This is a genomic window from Paraburkholderia gardini (genome assembly GCF_907164545.1).
In the GTDB taxonomy this organism is placed as follows: domain Bacteria; phylum Pseudomonadota; class Gammaproteobacteria; order Burkholderiales; family Burkholderiaceae; genus Paraburkholderia; species Paraburkholderia gardini.
This window is the reverse complement of the sequence record NZ_CAJQZB010000023.1, coordinates 1-17869: the sequence shown is the minus strand read 5'-3', so window position 1 is coordinate 17869 and position 17869 is coordinate 1. Positions and strand designations below refer to the sequence as shown.

The following is a 17869-nucleotide window of genomic DNA, read 5'->3' as shown; positions in this document are numbered from 1 at the left end:
AGTTTTCGCACCCGCATTCTGATGCGCGCGTGTGAAATTTTCGTGAATGCGTTCGCGGCCTGTTTTTATTGACCGCTCGCCGCTACGTTCATCACAGGTCGAAGAATACGGTCTCGTTCTCGCCCTGCATGTGGATGTCAAAGCGGTACACCGTATTGCCCGCGCCGGTCTCCCGTCGCGCGACCAGCGTATGCCGACGGTCCGCCGGTACTGATGCCAGCACGGCATCCGTTTTGTTCGCTTCCACTTCGTCCTCGAAATAGAGTCGCGTGAACGTGTGCAGCAGCATCCCGCGCATCAGCACGATCACGTTCACATGCGGAGCGTCATCGCTGCCCGTCGTACCCGGTTTCACCGTCTGCACGATAAAGCGCTTTTCCGGGTCCGTTCCCGTGCCCACCCGCGCGAAGCCGCGAAAGCCCGTGCGCTCGATATCGGCCTGCGATTTCGGGTAGTTTCCGGCGGCATCCAGTTGCGACAGTTCGATCATCGCGTCGCCGATCGGCTTGCCGTCGCCGTCGAATACCTGCCCGACGATCGTGATGTGTTCGCCCGGCGTTTCGTGGTCCACGAGCGCTGTGGCGAACAGGCTCTTCAGATCGAAGTTGTATTGCTCCGGGCACAGGCCATAAGCGAAGTACGGGCCGACCGTTTGTGAAGGCGTCTGTTTGAGTGTCATGATCAACGCTCCATCGGTGTTTCGTCGCGGCCGCGCAGCACGATATCGAATTCGTAGCCCAGCGCGAAGCCTTCTTCAGTCACATCCAGCGAGAAGCGCGAAATCAGCCGCTCGCGTGCCTGCTCCGGCGTGCCCTGGAAAATCGGATCGAACGCTAGCAACGGGTCGCCGGGGAAATACATCTGCGTCACAAGGCGCGAACCGAAGTGGTCGCCAAAGAGCGAGAAGTGAATGTGATTCGGACGCCACGCGTTCGGATGGTTACCCCACGGATACGCGCCCGGTTTGATCGTCATGAAGCGATAGCGGCCGTCGTTGTCGGTCAGGCAGCGTCCTGCGCCCAGGAAATTCGGATCGAGCGGTGCGTCGTGCTGGTCTGTCTTGTGGACGTAGCGGCCCGCGGCGTTCGCCTGCCACACTTCGACCAGCGTGTTGCGCACCGGCCGGCCGCCTTCGTCGAGCACGCGGCCCGTCACGATGATGCGCTCGCCAAGCGGTGCACCGTTTTTTGCTGCATTGCGGGTGAGATCGTTGTCGAGCGCGCCAAGGTCTTCGGCGCCATAGACGGGAACGTGCTGGTCGCGTAGCCGTTCCTTCAACGGAATCAGCGGGCGGGTCGGCCCACGCTTAACGGAAGATCCATAACCGGGATAAACATACGCCGGATGGGACGCGAAGTCGCGCGGCGCTAAAAGGAGGGACTCGTCCATCGGGTGTCTCCTGATGTTGATTTAATGACTAGGGATGTTTGCGACTTTATCTAACCTGAGCGGTTATGCAAAATGACGTTTTCTCGTCTTTCGTATAACCTGTCGTTATGCAACGCAGTCTCGCGGACAGCCGCGTCAAATTCCGTCATCTCCAGTGCTTTCTTGCCGTCGCGCAGTCTGGCGGCGTGCAGAAGGCCGCGGAGAGCCTGTCGATTACGCAGCCCGCCGTCTCGAAGACGGTCGCCGAACTGGAATCGATTCTCGGCGTACGGCTCTTCGAGCGGGGCCGGCATGGCGCGGTGCCCACGCGCGAAGGGCAGCTTTTCATGCCGCACGCGAGCGCCTGCGTCAGCGCGCTGCGTCAGGGCGTTGATTTGCTGGCGCGCGAGGAGGGCGCGGCGCCCGCCACGCTCGACGTCGGTATTCTTCCGACCGTTGCAAACGCACTCGTGCCACCGGTTCTGAAACGCTTTGCGATGCAGTGGCCGCAGGTCGTGGTACGGCTCATGACGGCATCGAACGCGGATTTGCTTGCTCGGCTGAAGGCGGGTGCGATCGAATGCGCGATCGGGCGCCTCGCCGATCCGGAGCGGATGGTCGGTCTGAGCTTCGAGCAGTTGTATCGCGAGCCGCTGATCGCGGTCGTGCGCGCCGGTCATCCGCTCGCGACGCGCACGGCGCCGCCCGCCGGGCTGCTCGACGGCTTTCCGGTCGTGTTGCCGCAGTACGGCACGCTGATCCGGCAATCGGCGGAAAGCCTGCTCGCGGCGTGGGGCGTGCCGCCGCTAAAATCGTTTGTGGAGGTGCTGTCGGTGTCCGTCGGGCGGGCGTTGACGCTCCAGAACGACGCGGTCTGGTTCGTGCCCGTCAGCGCGGTCGAATACGATCTGTCGCGCGGTGAGCTGGTGCGCCTCGCGTTGCCGTTCACGGGAACAGAAGAGCCGGTCGGACTGGTCCTGCGCACGGATACGCAGCCTTCGCCGGTTGCGCGCGCGCTGATCGACGCCGTGCGCGCCGTCACGCGGCAGCGCATCGCGCCAGCCGCCACGCCGCCGCGGGCGCGCAAACGCGGCGGTCCGGCGCGCTGATCGCTTTTGATTGTCATAACAGCACGGCGTTGGCGAATCTGGACGGGCGTGAACCGTCCGGTACAAAATGCGGGTTGCGGGAGATCACGCGAACGGTGTACAAACACGGTTCACAAGGCGCCGGGCGTGATGGGTCACCGGCGCGCACGAGAGTCAGGCGTTACCGTATCAGTCAAGGAGAAAACCATGTCCAGCGATCTGCCCAGTCCGACCGCTGCCAGGCGCGCCATCGCCGACGTCGAACACAATCCGCTCGGCACGGCCGGCCTCGAGTTCGTGGAATTCGCCGCGCGCGATCCGCAGGCGCTTGGCCGCACGTTCACGCAACTCGGCTTCAAGGCCATTGCCCGCCACGTCAGCAAGGATGTCACGCTGTTCCGGCAGGGCGAGATGAATTTCCTGCTGAACGCCGAGCCGGATTCGTTCGCTTCGCGCTACGCGGAGGAATACGGCACGGGCGTGTGCGCGATCGGCATTCGCGTGGCGAACGCGCAGCAGGCGTTCGATCGCGCGATCGAGTTCGGTGCGTGGGAATTCGAAGGCGAGAGCGTCGGCAGAAACGAACTGTGGATTCCCGCCATTCAGGGCATCGGCGATTCACACATTTATTTCGTCGACCGCTGGCGCGGTCGGGGTGGCCAGCAGGGCGGCCTTGGCGATATCTCGATCTTCGATATCGACTTTCGTCCCGTCGACGTCGACACCGCGCATGCCGATCTGAGCCACGCGGGAACCGGGCTCGTCGCGGTCGACCATCTGACGCAGACCGTCGGCGCAGGCCGCATGCAGGAATGGCTCGACTTCTATCGCGGGCTGCTCAACTTCCGCGAGATTCACGAATTGCACGCGAACTGGCACGTTTCGGCGGATTCGCGCGTGATGGTGTCGCCATGCGGCGCGATCCGCATTCCGCTCTATGAGGAAGGCACACCGCGTACGAACCTGATGCACGACTACCTGCCCGATCATCCGGGTGAAGGCGTGCAGCACATCGCGCTCGCCACCGACGATATTTTCGGGTGTGTCGAGGCGCTGAGCGCGAACGGTCTGACGTTCGTCGAGCCGCCGCCGCGCTACTACGAGCAGGTCGACGCGCGGCTTCCTGGCCATGGACTCGATATCGGACGGCTGCGGCGCGGCCGCATTCTCGTCGATGGCGAGATCGGTGCCGATGGCGTGCCGCTGCTTTTCTTCCAGACCTTTGTCCGGCGCAACGCGGGTGAGATTTTCTTTGAAATCGTGCAGCGGCGTGGCCATCACGGTTTCGGTGAAGGCAATCTTAAGGCGCTTGCCGAAGCGCGCCAGGACCCTTAAGGTGGCTTAAAGCGCGGCGCCTTATTTCCTTGCCGCGGCTTCGATGGGCGGTTGCGGGACATCCGATCCCGTTGCCATCCATAGCACTTCGGCATCTTCCTCGCTGGTCGACACCGCTGCGTGCCCTGTGCGGCTATCGAAGTAAAGACTGTCGCCAGCGTTCAGATGCGTGGGTGCATACAGTTCGGAATAAAGGCACACGCTACCGCTGATCACATACAGGAATTCCTCGCCTTCGTGACGACCCCAGTCGTCGAACGCGTCCAGCGTGTGCGCGGAAATGCGGATACGAAAAGGCAGCATCGCCTTGTGCGCGAGATCGGTGGCGAGCAGTTCCATCTGATAGCCGCGATATGCGTGACGTTGCCCCGCATCCTTGCGCGTGAGTGCGCGCCGCCCGCTCGCGCTGACTTTCGGCGTCGAGCCGAACAGTTCACCCAGATCGATCTTCAGGCCGTTCACGATTTTCTGCAGCACGTCGAACGTCGGCGACATCAGGCCGTTTTCGACTTTCGACAGTGTCGAGCGCGAGACGCCGCACAGGCGACTCGCGTTCTCCAGCGTCAGGTCGTGTGCGACCCGCGCGGCACGGACGCGCCGTCCGAGATCGGAGGTGGGCGATTCGGCCGGCTTGAGAGTGTGGGTATCCATGTAACGATGCAGAAAGCGCGCTCTTAGGCGAAATGTGTTGCCGATCATAACATTGCGTCGGTTACGCGGGCCCGGCTCGTGCTTCGACACTTCTGCAGCAGAGAGAGGCCGTCATTTCCTGCCTGTCGAGACAGCAAATAATCGATCTTTGACGTGATAATGGCCGTTCACGCGAACGAACGGAGAGTAAGGCCATGTCCACCATCGATTTCGAAACGCTGAAGCAACGCTTCCCCGTGTCCGGCGATATTCCTGAGGAGTTTCGTCTCGCGGCGCCGATCCATCAGCGCATTTCGCTCGTCGACGGTGAGTTCGTCAAATGGGACGGCACATGCAAGACCGTACTGTCACCGATTTGCGTGAAACAGCCGGACGGCTCGGTGCAACAGGTCGAGATCGGCAGCTATCCGGTAATGGGCGACACCGAAAGCGAGGCCGCGCTGGATGCAGCGGTCAAGGCGTACGATTCCGGTCGCGGCGAATGGCCGACGATGGCCGTCGCGCAGCGCATCGCGTGCATGCAGGATTTCATCAAACGGATGGTTGCGCAGCGTCAGCTGATTGTTAACCTCATCATGTGGGAAATCGGCAAGAGCCTTGCCGATTCGCGCCATGTATTCGACCGCACCGTCGAATACATGGCGGCCACCATCGAGGCGCTCAAGGAGCAGGACAACAGCAATTCGCGCTTTGTCATCGCGGAAGGCACCATCGGCCAGATCCGTCGCACGCCGCTTGGCGTCGTGCTGTGCATGGGGCCTTACAACTATCCGCTGAACGAGACGTTCGCCACGCTGATCCCGGCGCTTCTGATGGGCAACACGGTGGTATTCAAGCCGCCCCAATATGGGACGTTGCTGTTCTATCCGCTGCTTGAAGCGTTCCGCGATGCGTTCCCTGAAGGCGTGATCAACACGATCTATGCGCCTGGCGCCGTGGTCGTGCCGCACATGCTGGCCACCGGCAAGATCAACGTGCTCGCGCTGATCGGTTCGAGCAAGGTCGCCGATCATCTGAAGAAGCAACATCCGAAGTCACATCGTCTGCGCGCGATTCTGGGTCTCGACGCAAAGAATGCCGCGATCATCCTGCCCGATGCGGATCTTGACCTGACTGTGAAGGAATGCCTGCTAGGCGCATTGTCGTTTAACGGTCAGCGTTGCACGGCGCTCAAGATGCTGATCGTCCACGAATCGATTGTCGACACGTTCCTTGCGCGTTTCACCGAAGCGCTAGGCAAGCTGAAGGTCGGCATGCCATGGGAAGCAGGCGTGAACATCACACCGCTGCCCGGCCTGCACAGAACCGCCTATATGACCGACGCCATCGACGATGCGAAGGCAAAGGGCGCGCATATCGTCAACGATGGCGGCGGCACGTTCTGCCAGACGCTGTTTTACCCGGCGGTCGTTTATCCCGTCACGGAAGGCATGAAGCTCTATCGCGAGGAGCAGTTCGGCCCGCTCATACCAGTGACGACGTTCAGCGACGTCGAAACCGCGCTGGAATACGTGATCACCTCCGATCACGGCCAGCAGGTCAGCATCTTTGGTTCGAACCCGGCGCAGATCGGCGAGCTGGTCGATCCGCTCGTCAACCAGGTGTGTCGCGTGAATCTGAACTGTCAGTGCCAGCGTGGGCCCGATGTATTTCCGTTTGCCGGCCGCAAGGATTCGGCGGAGGGTACGCTCTCGGTGACCGATGCGTTGCGCGCGTTCTCGATCCGTTCGATGGTCGCCGCGAAGCAGACCGATGACAGCAAGGCGTTGCTCGACGCCATCGTGAACGACCATCAGTCGAAGTTCGTGAATACGGGCTTTATTTTCTAGGCGCTTTAGCGCATCCCACGATTTGAACGCTGCACCGCGATAACGAAGGTTATCGCGGTGCGGCGGCGCGTCTGTCGGAAAGTGAAAGCCTTCATGCGAAATCGATGCAGGAAAACACCAGGGCCGCTTGAAGCGTGCGTGGGTATACTGGCCCACTGCCCGGCGTCAAAAGCCTTGGGGAAGATGAGGATGGCCAGGCACCGTCAGTCGGACTCAACAGGAGGAAGACAGGTATGAAGCGCATCGTATCCCGCTATCTGGTTGCCCTTTCAACCGTCGTTGGCTGTTCATTCACCGGTCTCGCGCACGCGGATGCCGCTCATCCGGTCGTCGCGCTGCTGCCCGGCGTCACCGATCCTTTCTACTTCACGATGCACCGTGGCGCTGAGCGTGCCGCGAAGGAAGAGCACATCCAGTTGCTGTTTCAGGTGCCCAAGGCATGGAACACCACGGAGCAGGTGCCTATTCTCAAGGCGTTTATCGCGAAACACCCGGACGTCCTGCTGGTTTCGCCCGTCGACAAGCAGCAGATGATCGGACCGCTCAAGGAAGCCGCCGATGCGGGTATCAAGGTGATTACCGTCGATACCTACATCGGCGACGGTCATTACCAGACCGGCAAGGGCGATGCGGATTTCCCGCTTTCCTATATCGCTTCCGATAACCTCGAAGGCGGACGCGTCGCGGCACGCGCGCTCGCGAAAGCGATCGGCGACAAGGGCACCGTGTACTGCGAGAACAACAAGCCGGGCATCTCGAGCACCGATGCACGCGCCGAAGGCTTCGCGGAAGAAATGAAGAAGCATCCGAACATCACCGTGCTGCAAACGCAATACAACGAGGACGACGCGAACCGGGCTGCATCGCACGTGGCCGCCGTGCTTGCACGCAATCCCGATCTTGCTGGCGTGTTCGGCGCCAACACGTTCTCGGGCAGCGGCGCGGCGCAGGGCGTCAAGGCGGCAGGCAAGCAGGGTGTAGTGAAGGTTGTCGTGTTCGACGCCGTGCCCGGCATCGACGAACAGATCCGCAGCGGCCTCGTGGATATCGCGATCGCACAGCGTCCGGATGAAATCGGCTACTACGGCGTGAAGTTCGCCGCCGACGCGATTCGCGGCAAGAAGATTCCGGTGTTCAAGAGCACGGGGTTCATCGTGCTGGACAAAAGCAACATCGACAAGCCGGAGATGAAGCAGTACATCTATTCGAACTAGCCGGACTGGCGAAGCGCCAGCGAATCAGATCGTACGTCCCGTGCGCGTCAACACGCGTACAGGTGCCGCTTTCGCCATCCCGGACCACCGGACAACTCATGGACAATTCACGTCTCGACCGGCTCGCGCTGATCAGCAAGATCTGGCCCTGGCTCTTCCTGTGCGCGCTGCTGGTGTTCTTCGAAGTCTGGGCGAGGATATCGGATCACCGTTCGTTCATTTTCAACGCGTACAACCTGCAGTCGATCGGGCTCGCTGCCAGTGCGCCGCTGCTGCTTGCCATCGGGCAGACGTTCGTGATCATCACGGCGGGCATCGATCTGTCGGTCGGCTTTGTCATGGGGCTCGCGGCCGTTTGCATCGCGCAGTTCACGATTCCCGGCGGCAACGCGCCGTGGATCGTGCTGCTCTCGATTCCGGCGACGATCGTCGTGTGTCTCGTGCCGGGGTTCGTCAACGGTGTGCTGATCGCGCGGCTTGGCGTGCCGGCGTTTATCGGCACGCTCGGCATGTATGGCGTCGCGCGCGGCGTGGGGTTTCTCGCGGCGGGCAGCGGCATGACGGTCGCGGTGAACAATGCGGGTCTCGCGTGGCTCGGGCACGGCTGGACACCAGTCGTGCTCACCCTGATCCTGTTGCTCGTCATGCATTTCATTCTGTCGAAAACGCGCTTCGGGCAGTACACGTACGCGATCGGCGGCAATCCGCAGTCGGCGGTTCGCGCGGGGATCAATGTGCGCCGGCATCTGGTCGTGATCTATCTGATCGCCGCGGCGTTTGCCGCGGTGGGCGGCATTGTCTATACGTCACGCTTTGCCGCAGGTGCCGCGAACGCCGGCGAGCCGATGCTGCTCGATTCGATCGCGGCGGTGGTGATCGGCGGCGCGAGTCTCTTTGGCGGCACGGGCAATGTGATCGGCACGCTGATCGGTGCGCTGATCATCGCGGTAATCGAATTCGGGCTGGTGTTCATCGACGTCAACGCGTTCTGGCAGTTCATCGTGGTGGGCATCGTGATCATCATGTCGGTGCTGATCGACCAGTACAAGGAACGGCTCGGAGGCGCGCAATGAGCACGCCGATTCTCGAGGCGCGCGACATCTCGATCCGCTTCGGCGGCGTCGAGGCGCTCAAGCGCGTTTCGCTGCACGTCATGCCGGGTGAAGTGCTGGCACTTGCCGGAGACAACGGCGCGGGCAAATCGACGCTCATCAAGATCATCTCGGGCGTCTATCATGCCGACGCGGGCCAGTTGCTGTTCAACGGCACGCCGATGCAGTTACGCGATCCGCAGGACGCACGCGCGCAGGGCATCGAGACGATCTACCAGGATCTCGCGCTTGCCGACAATCTCGACGTCGGCAGCAACATCTTTCTCGGACGCGAACCGGTGCGCCGGCAATTCGGCATCCAGGTGATCGACCGGGAACGCATGGCGCAGGTCGCGCGCGAAGTGCTGGAACGCCTCGATATCGTGATCCCCGAGCGCAAGCTGGGCGGCCCGGTGAAGATGCTCTCCGGCGGGCAACGCCAGGCCATCGCGATCGGACGCGCGATCTACTGGAACGCGCACGTGCTGATCATGGACGAACCCACAGCGGCGCTCGGCGTTCCCGAGCAGCGCAAGGTCATGGAGCTGATCGCCGCGCTGAAGGCAGAGGGCGTGGCCGTCATCCTGATCTCGCACAATCTGCACGATATCTTCGCGATTGCCGATCGCATCGTCGTGCTGCGGCGTGGCGAGGTGGCGGGCGAACGGCTCGTCGCAGGCACGAATGGCGACGAGATCGTGCGCCTGATGGTCGGCGATACCTATGCCGATGCGCGTGGTTCGGCGCATTAGCAGACGGGCGCACAATTGCCACGTTCGAACTGAACGTTAAGCGGAGGGTCAACCTCCATTGAGACGGTCGAGTAACTCGCGGCCGTGAGCCTTCAAAGCGATGTCGCAGGTCTGCGCGGGCACCGACGGAAATACCGGGTGCGTCCGCGCAGATCGCCACGCCTGAAGGTGCTACTTCGTTTCCGTTCGCCGCTCGATGCGCATGCGGCCCGGCGGCTCGAAATACGTACCGAACCGCACGAGCCCCGCCTTCTTCAGATGACAGGTCATCACGTAGCTCACGGTGACGCCGGGATCGTCGTTGTCGATGATGTCGACATCGATCGCACGAACGCGTGGCTCGTATTTCAGCAGCGTGGCCTCCATCTCCTTTTTCAGCAGATGCGACGACGCAGGCAGGGCCTTGAAGATGTTCGTGAGATCTGGCAGACCGAAATCGGGCGGGTGCTTGAGCGCTCCCGCGCGCGTATTGAGGATGCGGCGGATATTCTGCTGGACGCTCAGGACCTCGAGAGTTTTGTCGTCGTGGGCGCTGAGCGGCTCACCATCGATGTGGCCGAGCAACATGTCATACAGGGAAGGGCCAGCGGGCATCGTCTGGTCCCTTAGATGCCGACTGAAACCGGATGGCCGGTGGTCGCGCTGGCGGCTGCCCGCACGTCGTGATCGACCAAATCGATTACGAGGCTGCCTTCCAGGGGCGCGCCGTCCCACAGGGACTTCCGTTGGTCGAAGGAAGTCCCCTTGGGGGACATCGACAGGGGAATTCCAGCAGGTATCCCGCGGGGACTTCCTTCGGACGTGGAACCCTTCGCCATTCGCGAGAGCAGTTCACGCGACACAGCCGGCAGGATGCGCTGGTTCAGGAACGCGTCGACACTGCGTGCGCCAGACCCGCGTGCAAGGCACAACTGCGCGAGCGAGTCTGTCAACGCGTCATCCAGGGTGAGCGCGATGTCGTACTGATGGCGCAGACGTTCGGCGACCTTCGCAAGCTTCAGACGCACAAGCGACGCGAGCGCGGCGGCGTCGAGCGACCGGTAGACGAGCGTCTGGAGGCGCGCGAGCAGCGCCGGCTGGAAGTGTGCAACGAGTGTCGGATGAATGGCTTCGAGCAGTTCGGCCTGCGAGATGACCGGATTCTCCGATGTGATCGCGCTGACCGACAGCAGCGGCCAGGCGTTAGCCGCGCGCAGCAGATGCGGTGCATCCGTGATCGCCTGCAACAGGTTCGCAGCCGCCTCGAGGGCGACCGAGCAATGCGGGTTGAGCTTGCGAAGCAGATGAGTGGAATTCCTCGGGGATTTCCGATGGTCGTCACGCATGGTCATGGTGGAGCCCGGTCATGGGACGCGGCAGAACGCTGGTCCGCGAGTTACAGAAAAAGCAGGCCCGCTGCAGGCGAACCGGCAGGGACCGGCGAAAAGAAGGCCGGCACACAACAGACCGCCCTCGCATCCGGCCTGCTGCTTTCTGCCTGCGGCGCCTGGCAGGCTGTGTCCGACGGCACTTCCAGTGCGTATCGCGCTGTCTTCTACAAACAGGTCAAGACGCTGAACGTCGACCTGACGGCGCGTGCATCCCTCAATCCAGACGAGACAAACCGCTCGACCTCGGTCGCGGTGCGTGTGTATCAGCTCAAGGGCCGCAAGCTCTTTGACGCCGCGTCCTACGGCGATCCGATAAAGAACGACAAAACCGTACTGGCGCAGGACCTGCAGACCAGCATCGCCACCGTGGTGAATCCGGGCGCGTCCGCAAGCCTGTCGCAACCGATGCAACCCGATCCACGATACGTCGCCATCGTCGCGTTCTATCGCGATCCAGGCACCGACGGAGGATGGCGACGCGTGATTGCAAAGAAGAACCTTTCAGCCGATGCACCGCTCAAGCTCGATCTGATCGATCGTGAACTCGTCGCGTCGAACGATGTAGCAAAGGAACGACCCGTCCGCTAACGACGCAGGAGCGCAGGAGACTGAGTGCCATGACAGCTGTTGCAAATGCCATCGCCAGTGCGACATGGTCTCCCCGGGGTTCCTGGCCGATGGTTTTTCTCATCGCTGGAATGCCTGGTTTTTTGTTATAGCAGACGAACCGCAGCACCTTCCTCACCACGCCATTTTCGGCCTTGAGCCTTGACTTCGCACGGCATTTGGTACGATTCAGCCTTTTCAAGCTGATGGCAGGCCCGCGTGGACCGTAGAAACACGTCATTCGTTCGTGACTATTGCCTGGCTCAATTCGCCCGGATCAAGCCGGTCGTGACGGACCGGCTGCAACGCATGCGTCATCCGACGCTGCGCGGCGTCGCGCTCACGCTCGCCGCATTCCCGGCCCTCATGCTGCTGTATGTGCTGGTGCTGATTCCGTTCACGCCGGGTATCGGCGACATCCGCAAGGCGAAGGTCGAGCAGCCGGCGCGCGTGTTTTCCGCGGACGGCAAGCTGCTCGCCGAGTTCAAGCCGAGCAACCGCGAATGGGTCAAACTCGCCGACATCTCGCCGCACGTGGTGGATGCGCTGATCGCGACAGAAGACCACCGCTTCTACGAGCACCACGGCCTCGACTGGCGGCGCACGGCTTCGGCCGCGCTGCATACGTTCTCGGGCGACCGCCAGGGCGGCTCGACGATCACGCAGCAGCTCGCGCGCAATCTGTACCCCGACGAAATAGGCCGCGCGCCCACGCTCACGCGCAAGCTCAAGGAAGCGATCACCGCGTTCAAGATCGAAGCGGTCTACACGAAGCCCGAAATTCTCGAGACGTACCTCAACACGGTGCCGTTTCTCTACAACGCGTACGGCATCGAGATGGCGGCGCGCACCTACTTCGACAAATCCGCCCATGATCTCGACGTGCTGCAAAGCGCGACGCTCACCGGCATGCTGAAAGGCAACAGCTACTACAATCCGGTCATCAATCCCGAGCGCGCGCTGCAGCGACGCAATATCGTGCTCGCCCAAATGGTGAAATACGGGCGTCTTTCGCAGGCGTCTTATACGTCGCTCGTCAAACGCCCGTTGCGGATCGATTTCGAACGCCAGATCGAGTCGCCCGGCCCGGCGCCGCATTTCGCACAGCAGCTGCGAAAATGGCTGATTTCGTGGGCCGATCGTAACGATTACAACGTGTATTCCGACGGCCTCGTCGTGCGTACGACCATCGATTCGCGGCTTCAGACCATGGCGACCCAGGCCGTCGTGCTGCAGGGCAATTCGCTGCAGGGCATCGCGAATTCGGCGTGGGGTACGCGTGCGGGATGCGCGAACGGGCGCGACCTGATGCAGACGTTCGTGCGTGAAACGCCCGATTATCGCGCGGCGAGAGGCTCAGGACTGGACGATGGGGACGCGCTCAAACATCTCGCGTCCGACCGGCACTTCATGCAGGCGCTGTGCGACAGCAAGACCCGTGTGCAGGCCGACTTTCTCGCCATCGATCCGCGCAACGGCCAGATCCGGGCGTGGGTCGGCAGCCGCGATTTCGGCCAGGATCCGTTCGATCACGTGCAGCAGGCGCGTCGCCAGCCAGGCTCGACGTTCAAGCCGTTCGTGTACGGCGCGGCGTTCGAAGACGGCGCGACACCCGACGACACGTTCATCGACCAGCCCGTGGAAATTTCACTGGCGGGCGGCGAGATCTGGAAACCTTCCGATGCCGAAGCGCCCACCGGCCGCCCGATGACCCTGCGCGATGCGCTCGCGTATTCGCGCAACCGGATCACCGCGCAGCTGATGCAGGAAGTCGGGCCTTCGAAGGTCGCGCGTCTCGCGCGCGCGATGGGCGTGCGCGACAGCAGGCTCGACGCCGTGCCGTCGCTCGGCCTTGGCACGAGCCCCGTCACGCTGAAGGAAATGGTCTCCGCCTATGCGACGATCGCCAATCGCGGCGCTTACATCGAGCCGGTGATGGTGACGCGCATCGAGGACCGCAACGGCGACGTGCTGGCTGATTTCGCGCCGGTTGCCGGCAGCCAGGCGTTGTCGGCCGATGCAGACCAGACGCTGCTCGACGTCATGCGTGACGTCGTCAATCGCGGCACCGGTTCGACGATCCGCTCGCGCTTCGGCATTCGCGCGGACGTCGCGGGCAAGACCGGCACGACGCAGGACAACGCCGATGGCTGGTTCATCCTGATGCATCCGCAACTGGTCGCGGGCGCGTGGGTCGGGTTCAACGACAGCCGCGTGACGTTGCGCAGCGATTACTGGGGGCAGGGTGCGCACAGCGCGTTGCCGATCGTCGGCGATTTCTACCAGCGTGCGTTGCGCTCACGCGTGATCGATCCGCAGGCGCGTTTCCCGAAGGAAGAGCCGGGCACGGTTTCCGTGTGGTTTGCCAAGGCGCGCGAATGGGCCGGACAGCTTTTTTCCGCGAAGCCGAAACCTGAAGTGGCGAGCGGCACGCGTCACAGGCCACGTCCGCGTCCGGTGATTACAGCGTCGCCGCCGGCTTCGGCTTCAGCTTCGGTGTCCGCATCGGCGACGGTGGCGGCACCGAGGGCGCTACCGCCGCTTCTGCCGCCGATCATCGCCAGCGCGCCTCAGGAAACCGGCGGATTCGACACCGGCGAGCCTGCCTCATCACCGACGCCGACGCCCGATGCGCCATCCCCGGGCACAGGCGAAACCTCCGGCACAGCGTCGGGCGACCAGCCCTGAGCAACGTCTGATCCGGTGGTGGGCGCCCGGCCGGGTCGCAGGCGCGCCGGGGCGCCTGCGCTCGCGGCTTCAGGTACGATATCCGGACGATGAATTCCGTTTCTGTTGACGCTTCCGTTCCCGCCTCTTCTGGCACGCGCCGTATCGCGCATCTGGACATGGATGCGTTTTACGCGTCCGTGGAACTGTTGCGCTATCCCGAGCTGCGCGGTCAGGCGGTCGTGATCGGCGGTGGGCGCAATGCCATGCCCGAAATGCTCGAAGACGGCACCCGGCGCTTTCGAAAGCTGCGCGACTACGCGGGGCGTGGCGTCGTGACGACCTCGACGTACGAAGCGCGCGCGCTGGGCGTGTTCTCCGCGATGGGGATGATGAAGGCGGCGCAACTGGCGCCCGACGCGATCCTGCTGCCCACCGATTTCGATTCCTACCGCCATTACTCGCGCCTCTTCAAGACGGCCGTGGCTGCTTTTACATCGCAGATCGAGGATCGCGGCATCGACGAAATCTACATCGACCTCACTGACGTGCCGGGCGAGCCGGCCGACGTCGGCACGCGCATCAAGGCGGCGGTTAGAGAGGCGACGGGTCTCACGTGTTCGATCTGCATTGCACCGAACAAGCTGCTGGCGAAAATCGGCTCTGAACTCGACAAGCCGGACGGCCTCACGCTGCTGACCATGGACGATGTGCCAAAGCGGATCTGGCCGTTGCCGGCGCGCAAGGTGAACGGCATCGGCCCGAAAGCGAGCGAAAAACTCGCGTCCATCGGCATCGCGACGGTCGGCGATCTGGCGGCGGCCGCGCCGGAACTGCTGCAGTCGCACTTCGGCCGGAGCTATTCCGCGTGGCTCGCCGACGTCGCGCAGGGGATCGACACGCGGCAGGTGGTGGTGAGTTCCGAGCCGCGCTCGATGAGCCGCGAAACGACGTTCGAGCGCGACCTGCACCCTCGCCGCGACAGGGCTGCGCTCTCCGAGGCGTTCACCGGGCTGTGCGTGCGGGTCGCGGACGACCTGCGGCGCAAAGGCTATACTGGAAGGACCGTAGGCATCAAGTTGCGGTACGACGACTTCAAGACCGTCACGCGCGATCTGACCATTCCGCACCCAACGGCGGATGCAACCGAAATTCGCCGCGCTGCAACAGAATGTCTGAGGCGTGTGCCGCTCGATCGAAGATTGCGTCTGCTCGGTGTGCGCGTTTCGGCGTTGTCCCCCGCGGGCAGCGAGCCTGTCGCACCGGCTCCGGTTCAGGGCGAGTTGCCGTTTTCGGCAGAAAACCACGGCAGTTGATCAACAGCGATCACCAACAGGACAGACGTGATGACAAGGCAGGTGATTTACCGCGGCGCGCCTTCACAGGTCATCAATATTCCGGCCTTTCTGAAGGGCGGCGTTGTCATGGCACTGGTGGGCGCGATCGATCTTGTCACGGCGGGCGATTTTCCATTCCAGTGGTCGCTCGTGCTGGTGCAGGCCGCGGCGATCATGATCGGCGTCGCGTTGCCATTCCTCAAGACGGCGTCAACCGAAATCGTGATCGATACCGAGCGGATTACCTGGACGCAGGGCATTTTCAACCGGCGCACCTCGAGTCTCGAACTCGCGCGCATCCGTAATGTGACGGTGGTTTATCCGCGGTGGCAGCGCGCGTTCGGCACGGGTTCGATCGTGCTCGATACGGGTGACGGACGGCGCCCGATGCGTCGCCTGCCAGGCATCCGCCACGCCGACGAACTATGCAGGAAACTGGAAGCGGCGATCGCCGCTTCGCCCGCGCTCAAGGACGAACACCTGCGTTACGCGTAAGGGTCGTCCTGATTCGATGCAGCGAGCGTGACAGGCGCACAGCTGTCGCGCGCTAGATTTCTCCCTTGACGTGAGCCGGATCGTCGGTGGCCTGAACGCCTGGCGGCACCGGCTTTTCGTTGATCCACGCGTTCAGCAGCGTCGACGTGACGGCGAGAATCACCGGCCCCATGAACAGGCCGACGATGCCGAACGCGAACATCCCGCCCAGCACGCCCGACAGGATCAGCAGCATCGAGAGGTTCACGCCGCGCTTGATCAGCATCGGGCGCAGCACGTTGTCGAGCATCGCGATCATGATCGACCAGACAAGCAGCAGAATCGCGACCAGATGCGACGAATGGAAGAAGAGCCACGCGACCGAACCGAGCAGCGGCAGAAGCGGCCCGATCTGCGCGAGACACAGCATCAGCATCAGGGCCGTCAGGATGCCCGCGCCGGGCACGCCGGCAACCCACAGACCGATGCCGCCGAGCGCGGATTGCGTCACCGCGGTGACCACGATGCCGAGCGCCACGGCGCGAACCGCGAGGCCCGCGAGCTTGATCGCGCCTTCGCCGCGTTGCGCGGCGATGCGGCCGGCAAAGCGCATCATGAATGCCGCTGCCTGTTCGCCGTTCATGTAGAGAATGCCGGAGATGATGATCGTGATGAACATGTGAATCACGAACACGCCGACGACGGCCGCATGGCCGAGCATCCAGCGCGCACCGATGCTCACATACGGTTCAACCTTGGCCAGCAGGCCGCCCGGGCCCGCATCCGAAAGCACCTGCCATTCCGTGTCGATGCGCGCGCCAATCAGCGGAATGTCCTTGATCCAGTCGGGCGGCGGCGCCAGGGCGTAGTCGGGCAGGCTCTTGATGGCCGCCATGATCTCGCCGCCGTGCAACGCAAGCGTCGAGATGGCCTGGTACAACGGCAGCACGATCACGATCAGCAGACAGAGCAGCATCACGAAGGTGGCGATCCACCGCCGGTTGCCGCAGCGTCGCTGGATGGCGAGCATCAACGGCCACGTGGCGACCACGATCGTGGTCGCCCAGATCAGGCCTGGAATGAACGGACTCAGTACGTAGATACTTCCGACCGTCAGTGCAACCAGGATAACGATCACAAGCAGTGTGCGGGCAATGTCGATCTGATCGCGCTGGTTCAAGTTATCCTCCCGAACAGGTTGGTGCTGCGCTGCGATACTTTATCGTAGTAACACCACCGCATGTGTGCTGTTATCGTTACAACCGTCAGCCGGCGCCGCCGACGAACCAGCGATAGTAAGGATTATCCGGGTCCGCATGCATGACGTTGCCGATATCGCGTTGCCATGCGTCGCGGTCGCTTCGCTGCAACGGAACGAGACGGCATTGGGGCTGCGTCCCGAGACGAAAAAGGCCCGCAAGAAGCGTGCGGGGAAACCACCGCTTCCGCCGTTGAACGAGTACTGAACCGAACCTGGGTGAAACCGGAAGGAGGGTGTCGTGATACGCAAGCTGCTCAATGCGTCGCGCCTGCAGACGGAAGTGAGCCGGCGCATTCATCGCATTCATGAAATCGTCGAGGACGGCGTGAAGATCCGCGTGCCGCGTCCGCAGAAGACGGAGCCCGATGCGTCCGGCTGCAACTGGACCATGAAACACTTCGGCGGCGCGATCGGCTACGAACGCGACATCGAAACGGTGCTCAAGGCAGTTCGCGCTGAATACAACCTCTCCGACGTGGAAGAGAAAGACGGATCGAGTCTTTTTCCCGGTTTGCCCGATTCCGGTTGAACGGGTTTCGGGTCCTGTAACGCATGCTCCCGCGGATGACGCGGGAGCGGCCGGTTACCTGGCGTACTTAATGGGGAGGCGGCTGTCCGGAATGACCACCACCGCCGCCACCGCCATGTGAGGGCGGTGGTCCGGAGGGATGTCCACCACCACCATGCCCCTGAGGTGGTCCACCATGCCCTGGGGGCGGTCCACCATGTTGGGGCGGTGGACCACCGTGCCCTGGAGGAGGCCCACCATGTGAGGGTGGCGGTCCACCGTGCCCTGGAGGAGGCCCACCATGTGAGGGTGGCGGTC

16 protein-coding genes and 2 pseudogenes are annotated in these 17869 nt (G+C 62.8%); 11 read left to right on the top strand and 7 right to left on the bottom strand.

The window, feature by feature from the left end; translation table 11 throughout:
• Window positions 1-91: 91 nt before the first annotated feature.
• The gene (gene pcaG / locus LPA37_RS16725; protein ID WP_228979500.1) at window positions 92-682 is read right to left on the bottom strand and encodes a protocatechuate 3,4-dioxygenase subunit alpha; all 591 of its coding nucleotides are present in this window, start codon (window positions 680-682) and stop codon (window positions 92-94) included.
• The gene (gene pcaH, locus LPA37_RS16720) at window positions 682-1389 is read right to left on the bottom strand and encodes a protocatechuate 3,4-dioxygenase subunit beta (RefSeq protein WP_228979356.1); all 708 of its coding nucleotides are present in this window, start codon (window positions 1387-1389) and stop codon (window positions 682-684) included. Before pcaH ends, pcaG begins: the two co-directional genes overlap by 1 nt.
• A gap of 107 nt (window positions 1390-1496) precedes the next feature.
• Here pcaH and pcaQ point away from each other — a divergent pair, with 107 nt between their 5' ends.
• Together pcaQ and LPA37_RS16710 are read left to right on the top strand one after the other, a co-directional pair.
• A complete protein-coding gene (gene pcaQ, locus LPA37_RS16715) occupies window positions 1497-2477 on the top strand; it encodes a pca operon transcription factor PcaQ (RefSeq protein ID WP_228979354.1) in 981 nt (326 codons plus the stop codon).
• A gap of 186 nt (window positions 2478-2663) precedes the next feature.
• Window positions 2664-3791, top strand: coding sequence for a 4-hydroxyphenylpyruvate dioxygenase family protein (locus tag LPA37_RS16710; protein ID WP_229013145.1), 1128 nt, complete (start codon window positions 2664-2666; stop codon window positions 3789-3791).
• Between the two features lie 21 nt (window positions 3792-3812).
• Here LPA37_RS16710 and LPA37_RS16705 read toward each other — a convergent pair whose 3' ends face one another.
• Window positions 3813-4442: a helix-turn-helix domain-containing protein gene (locus LPA37_RS16705; protein WP_228979350.1), complete on the bottom strand. Its 630-nt coding sequence runs from the start codon at window positions 4440-4442 to the stop codon at window positions 3813-3815.
• Between the two features lie 194 nt (window positions 4443-4636).
• Here LPA37_RS16705 and LPA37_RS16700 point away from each other — a divergent pair, with 194 nt between their 5' ends.
• From LPA37_RS16700 to LPA37_RS16685, 4 genes are all read left to right on the top strand, one after another.
• A complete protein-coding gene (locus LPA37_RS16700; protein ID WP_229013144.1) occupies window positions 4637-6271 on the top strand; it encodes an NADP-dependent glyceraldehyde-3-phosphate dehydrogenase in 1635 nt (544 codons plus the stop codon).
• 233 nt (window positions 6272-6504) lie between these two features.
• On the top strand, window positions 6505-7485 hold the full coding sequence (locus LPA37_RS16695) for an ABC transporter substrate-binding protein (RefSeq protein WP_228979346.1): 981 nt from the start codon (window positions 6505-6507) through the stop codon (window positions 7483-7485).
• 98 nt (window positions 7486-7583) lie between these two features.
• On the top strand, window positions 7584-8558 hold the full coding sequence (locus LPA37_RS16690; RefSeq protein ID WP_228979345.1) for an ABC transporter permease subunit: 975 nt from the start codon (window positions 7584-7586) through the stop codon (window positions 8556-8558).
• Window positions 8555-9328: an ATP-binding cassette domain-containing protein gene (locus tag LPA37_RS16685; protein ID WP_228979343.1), complete on the top strand. Its 774-nt coding sequence runs from the start codon at window positions 8555-8557 to the stop codon at window positions 9326-9328. Before LPA37_RS16690 ends, LPA37_RS16685 begins: the two co-directional genes overlap by 4 nt.
• A gap of 171 nt (window positions 9329-9499) precedes the next feature.
• On the opposite strand, the gene tssE is transcribed toward LPA37_RS16685, so the two are convergent.
• Together tssE and LPA37_RS16675 are read right to left on the bottom strand one after the other, a co-directional pair.
• A complete protein-coding gene (gene tssE, locus LPA37_RS16680) occupies window positions 9500-9922 on the bottom strand; it encodes a type VI secretion system baseplate subunit TssE (RefSeq protein WP_229013143.1) in 423 nt (140 codons plus the stop codon).
• 11 nt (window positions 9923-9933) lie between these two features.
• Window positions 9934-10491: pseudogene (locus LPA37_RS16675) on the bottom strand (hypothetical protein); the annotation flags it as partial.
• Window positions 10492-10782: 291 nt separating this feature from the next.
• Here LPA37_RS16675 and tssJ point away from each other — a divergent pair.
• The 4 genes and pseudogenes from tssJ to LPA37_RS16655 all read left to right on the top strand — a co-directional run.
• Window positions 10783-11286, top strand: a pseudogene (tssJ, locus tag LPA37_RS16670) (type VI secretion system lipoprotein TssJ); the annotation flags it as partial.
• A gap of 327 nt (window positions 11287-11613) precedes the next feature.
• Window positions 11614-13992 carry a penicillin-binding protein 1A gene (locus tag LPA37_RS16665; protein WP_229013189.1) on the top strand — a complete coding sequence of 793 codons (2379 nt, stop codon included), beginning with the start codon at window positions 11614-11616 and terminating at the stop codon, window positions 13990-13992.
• An 89-nt stretch (window positions 13993-14081) separates the two neighbouring features.
• Window positions 14082-15287 (top strand): DNA polymerase IV, encoded by a 1206-nt coding sequence (gene dinB, locus LPA37_RS16660; protein ID WP_229013141.1) that lies wholly within the window; start codon window positions 14082-14084, stop codon window positions 15285-15287.
• A 30-nt stretch (window positions 15288-15317) separates the two neighbouring features.
• Window positions 15318-15803: a PH domain-containing protein gene (locus tag LPA37_RS16655; protein ID WP_228979334.1), complete on the top strand. Its 486-nt coding sequence runs from the start codon at window positions 15318-15320 to the stop codon at window positions 15801-15803.
• A 52-nt stretch (window positions 15804-15855) separates the two neighbouring features.
• Here the strand turns inward: LPA37_RS16655 and ydiK are convergent, their stop codons facing one another.
• Window positions 15856-16962, bottom strand: coding sequence for an AI-2E family transporter YdiK (gene ydiK / locus LPA37_RS16650; RefSeq protein WP_228979333.1), 1107 nt, complete (start codon window positions 16960-16962; stop codon window positions 15856-15858).
• A 319-nt stretch (window positions 16963-17281) separates the two neighbouring features.
• Between ydiK and LPA37_RS16645 the strand changes: the two genes are divergently transcribed.
• Window positions 17282-17572 carry a hypothetical protein gene (locus tag LPA37_RS16645; RefSeq protein ID WP_228979332.1) on the top strand — a complete coding sequence of 97 codons (291 nt, stop codon included), beginning with the start codon at window positions 17282-17284 and terminating at the stop codon, window positions 17570-17572.
• A gap of 54 nt (window positions 17573-17626) precedes the next feature.
• Here the strand turns inward: LPA37_RS16645 and LPA37_RS16640 are convergent.
• Window positions 17627-17869, bottom strand: a 243-nt coding sequence (locus tag LPA37_RS16640) for a hypothetical protein (RefSeq protein ID WP_229013140.1), incomplete at its 5' end; no start/stop codon positions are given.